Source organism: Peribacillus sp. P4_C12 (assembly GCF_056402095.1).
Window position 1 is genome coordinate 1 of record NZ_JBFUIB010000292.1, and the last position, 4,639, is coordinate 4,639.

The 4,639-nt window shown below is 40.4% G+C and carries 3 protein-coding genes; 2 read left to right on the forward strand and 1 reads right to left on the reverse strand.

Annotated elements, in window-relative coordinates:
* Nucleotides 1-1,846: asparagine synthase (glutamine-hydrolyzing) (asnB, locus tag AC1DUW_RS21310; RefSeq protein WP_477643393.1), on the forward strand; the 1,846-nt coding region annotated here is incomplete at its 5' end.
* A gap of 43 nt (nucleotides 1,847-1,889) precedes the next feature.
* Here the strand turns inward: asnB and AC1DUW_RS21315 are convergent.
* Complete coding sequence (locus AC1DUW_RS21315) at nucleotides 1,890-3,641, reverse strand: glycoside hydrolase family 13 protein (protein WP_053344960.1); 1,752 nt, start codon at nucleotides 3,639-3,641, stop codon at nucleotides 1,890-1,892.
* Between the two features lie 260 nt (nucleotides 3,642-3,901).
* Between AC1DUW_RS21315 and AC1DUW_RS21320 the strand changes: the two genes are divergently transcribed.
* A partial coding sequence (locus AC1DUW_RS21320) for a sugar ABC transporter substrate-binding protein (protein ID WP_477643394.1) occupies nucleotides 3,902-4,639 on the forward strand: 738 nt, incomplete at its 3' end.

The following is a 4,639-nucleotide window of genomic DNA, read 5'->3' on the forward strand; positions in this document are numbered from 1 at the left end:
GTGTGGGATTACAGGCTGGGTGCATTTTCAAAAGGATTTACGGACAGAAACAAAAACACTTGAAAATATGACAAAAACGTTGGCAAAGCGGGGCCCGGATGAGGAAAATGTTTGGAGCGAAGCCCATGTTGCTTTTGGTCATAAAAGGTTGACGGTTGTTGATGCAGAAGGCGGAAAACAGCCGATGACGAAAGAACACGAATACGGCAGATATACGCTTTGTTATAATGGAGAGCTATATAACACCGAAGACATTCGAAAACAGCTATTATTAAAAGGATATTCCTTTAAAGGTCATTCTGATACAGAAGTTTTACTAACTTCTTATATAGAATGGAAAGAAAAATGTGTCGACTTGTTTAATGGGATTTTTGCGTTTGCGATTTGGGATGAAAAAGAACAGAAATTATTCATTGGAAGAGATCGGATGGGAGTAAAGCCATTCTTTTATGCCGAAAGAGACGGTGGGCTCATTTTTGGTTCGGAATTAAAAGCAATCCTTGCCCATCCTGACGTCAAAACGGAGATCGACCGCGAAGGCTTATCTGAAGTGTTTGGCGTTGGTCCTTCCCGAAAGCCAGGATCAGGTGTATTTCATAATATCCAGGAGTTAAGACCTGCCCATGCGCTTACCTTATCAAGGAAAGGGCTCCGGATTTGGAGGTATTGGAATGTGAAAAGTGAAGACCATCGAGATACCCTCGATGAGACGGCTGAGAAGGTCCGCTTCCTTGTTAAAGATGCAGTGACGCGACAACTCGTATCTGATGTTCCACTATGTACCTTCTTGTCAGGAGGACTGGACTCAAGCGCTATTACGGCTATTGCTGCAAATGCCTATCAAAAAGAAGGGAAAGGCCCGCTTCATACGTATTCTATTGATTATGAAGATAATGAAAGATATTTTAAGGCTAATGATTTCCAGCCTAACTCTGATGGGCACTGGATTAAAAAGATGTCGGATACCTTTAATACGGTGCACCATTCATCGATAATTACTCAAGAACAGCTAACAGATTATCTAACCGAAGCGGTTCATGTCCGTGACCTCCCCGGCATGGCGGATGTCGATTCTTCTTTGCTTTGGTTTTGTAAGGAAATTAAGCAGGATTTTGTCGTGGGTCTATCTGGAGAGTGCGCGGATGAAATCTTCGGCGGTTATCCATGGTTTCATCGTGAAGACGATTTGAATCGTGCTGGGTTTCCATGGATGAGATCGACCGGAGAGCGGGTATCTTTATTGAAAGCGGGCTGGCGTGAGAAATTAAGGTTGGAAGAATATGCGCAAGAAGCCTATTTAACAACTGTTGCTGAAACACCTAGATTGGAAGGAGAAAGTGGTGAAGCGGCAAAGCGCAGGGAGCTTTTCTACGTGAATTTATTATGGTTTATGACGACACTTCTTGATCGGAAGGATCGAATGAGTATGGGAGCCAGCCTCGAGGTTCGCGTGCCGTTTGCCGATCATCGCCTTGTGGAATATGCATGGAACATTCCTTGGGAAATGAAAATGGCTGGAAACCGTGAAAAGGGGATACTGCGAAAAGCATTGGAAGGATTGTTACCGGATGAGGTTTTGTACCGTAAAAAAAGTCCATACCCTAAAACCCATAACCCGATATATACGGACCGTGTTCAAGGGTGGCTGAAAGACTTACTAACGGACAAAAGTTCGGTCCTGCATGAGTTTTTCGATAAACAGAAGCTAACCGATATTGTAGATTCTAAAGGTGCTGCCTTTAAGGTACCGTGGTTCGGGCAATTGATGTCTGGCCCTCAGTTACTGGCCCATTTGGCGCAAACTCATGTGTGGTTCAAGGAATATGATATTCAGATTATTGAATGAAAAAACGGGGCAGGATGATATTCTTTGCCCCGTTTCTCTTTTCTCAATGATTAAATGCGAGAATTTTATATTGATAGCCATCTATTTCAAATTGACTATCCTTCGTTGTTTCTTTTGTCCTTAAATCTGTAAGTGAACGGCCTTCTAAATCAAAAGGAAGCGTAAATGATTGCTGGACATCCGTCGGATTAATTAGTATCACGACAGAACGAGCATCGTTGTACTTTTGGTAGGCAACTATATTTCCGTTTCCGGTTGTATCAAGGAATTTAAACTTTCCATCATTTGCAAGCAATCGTTCCTCTTTTCTTAACAGAATTAAAGCTTTAATTTCATTAAGAAGCTCGCTATTCTGTTTTTCTTCTTCCCAAACCATACATTTGCGGCAACCTGGATCTTGGCCTCCGGTTAAGCCAATTTCATCTCCGTAATATATACAGGGACTGCCATTGAATGTCAGCAAGATAGCGTGGATGAGCTTAGCTCGAGCTACGTCTTCCCCACAATCCGTGAAAATCCGAGGTGTATCATGGCTACCGAGAAGATTGAACATCACGTCAAAAACATTAGTGGGATAACTTTGATAGACCGCTGTCATTTCCTCAATAAACTGGCGCGCATGGATGGTTTGCGAAGCGACCAGGCGGAAAACATGGTTAGTAAAAGGGTAATTCATGACGGCATCAAACTGATCGCCGCGTAGCCACGGCATGGAGTCGTGCCAAATTTCACCGAGAATATAAAGATCAGGTTTGATATCTTTAACCGTTTTTCGGAATTCACGCCAGAATGGTTGATCTACTTCATTGGCTACATCGAGTCTCCAGCCGTCTATATCGAACTCCTCAATCCAATAAGTTGAGACTTCGAGCAGATATTTTTTTACATCCGGATTCGCAGTATTCAATTTTGGCATCGATTCAAAAAAACCGAATGTTTCATAATTAGGTCTTTCCCCTCCTTTTAGAGGAAAGCCGTGAGGATGAAACCAATCCTTATATTCTGAGATCTCGCCTTTTTCAAGGAGATCCTGGAAAGGAGGAAAGTAGTATCCACTATGGTTAAAAACGGCATCCAGCATGACACGGATATTCCGTTTATGGCATTCCTCGATTAGTGTTTTCAAAGTCTCCTTTGTTCCGAATTGCGGATCAATTTCCCGATAATCAATCGTATCGTATTTATGGTTAGAGTATGCTAGGAAGATCGGCGTAAAATAGATTCCGTTAATGCCAAGTTCCTCTAAATAATCAAGGTGTTCAATGATTCCTTCGAAGTCTCCACCAAAAAAATTATCTACGGTCGGGTCTTCACTACCCCAAGGTTTYGCACCTTCAGGATCGTTGTTAGGGTTTCCGTTCGCAAAGCGTTCGGGGAATATTTGATACCAAATAGTATCTTTGACCCATTCTGGTGCCCCAAATACTTCATTTTGATGAAGATAGGGGATGGCGAAATAGCTCCCGGGGTCATTCGGAGGTTCATTAAAGAATCCCTTTTCCGTGTAAATGACCTCTTCATCTCCGGAGTGAACTTTAAATCCATACCGAATCCTTCGATAGGGAGGCTTCACATAAATATGCCAATAATCATAATGGTTATCGCTGCCGGAGATGCTCATTGCTTTTTCTTCATGCTGCCATTGTCCTTTATCCGAAATATATGGGTCTCCAAAAATAAGTCCGGCGTATGAGATATCCTGTTTTTTTGTACGAAGTCGGATATGAAGAGTTTCAGCGTTGGTGGTATAAGCGTAATTGTCATTAGCTCTATGATGGATGGATGAACGTTCCATAGAAAACCACTCCAATTCTTAAAAGAGTATTTGAGGAAATTAATATTGAAAACAGGGAATTTTAGGCTGTTATGAGGTTTCTATATGTAGTTAAAATTAGCCATTTTTAAGTAGTATTAAATGCTATTTTTCCAATATGGTTATATACCCAATTAATAGAAAAAAGCACCTATTAATTAAAAAATAACAAAAAGTACTCATCACTACAAGAAAATAAATAGATAAAGGAAAATGTTGTAAAAATCGAAGCCTTTCATATAATGATAACAGAAGGATCTGGTGCCGCTTTCATTATTAAAAAACTTTATTCGATTAGATGGGCTGGCAAACTGAAGTGTAAACAATCTGGTGCTTTTGGACATGATAGAATAAACATTTTAAAAAGGAGAATGAAAGTGAAGAAGTTGATTTTTCATTTATTCATGTCCATGTTCTTGATTGTTATTGGAAGTGCTTGTGAATCCAGCTCAGAATTGGAAAGTAAAATAGTAAAAGAAAATAAAAAAATCGAAAAAGAAGACACGAATGAAGCGAAGCCAGAAAAATTGATCGTTTGGGAGGAAAAAGGTAAAGCAAATGGTCTAAAGCCGGCGATTGAAGCATTTGAAAAGAAATACGGAATCAAGGTTGAATATGAAGAGATAGAAATGGCTAATGAGATGTATGATCAACTTCGTCGCAATGGGCCAATCGGGAAAGCTCCAGATGTAGTGACTTTTTCGCATGAAAAGGTCGGGCAGATTGTAGAAGAAGGTCTGATTCAGGAACTGAAGGTGAATGAAGACGTACTAAATACCTTTATTGAATCCTCAATCCCAGCCGAAATGTATCAAGGAAAGGTTTTTGGACTTCCAAAGTCCGCTGTATCCTCTGTTTTAATTTACAACAAAAAATTAATGGCTAACGTTCCTGAAACGATGGATGATTTATATAAAAAGGCGAAGGAATTGAGAAAAGGAAAAGTATATGGTTTCTATGCTGACTGGAATGACTTATAT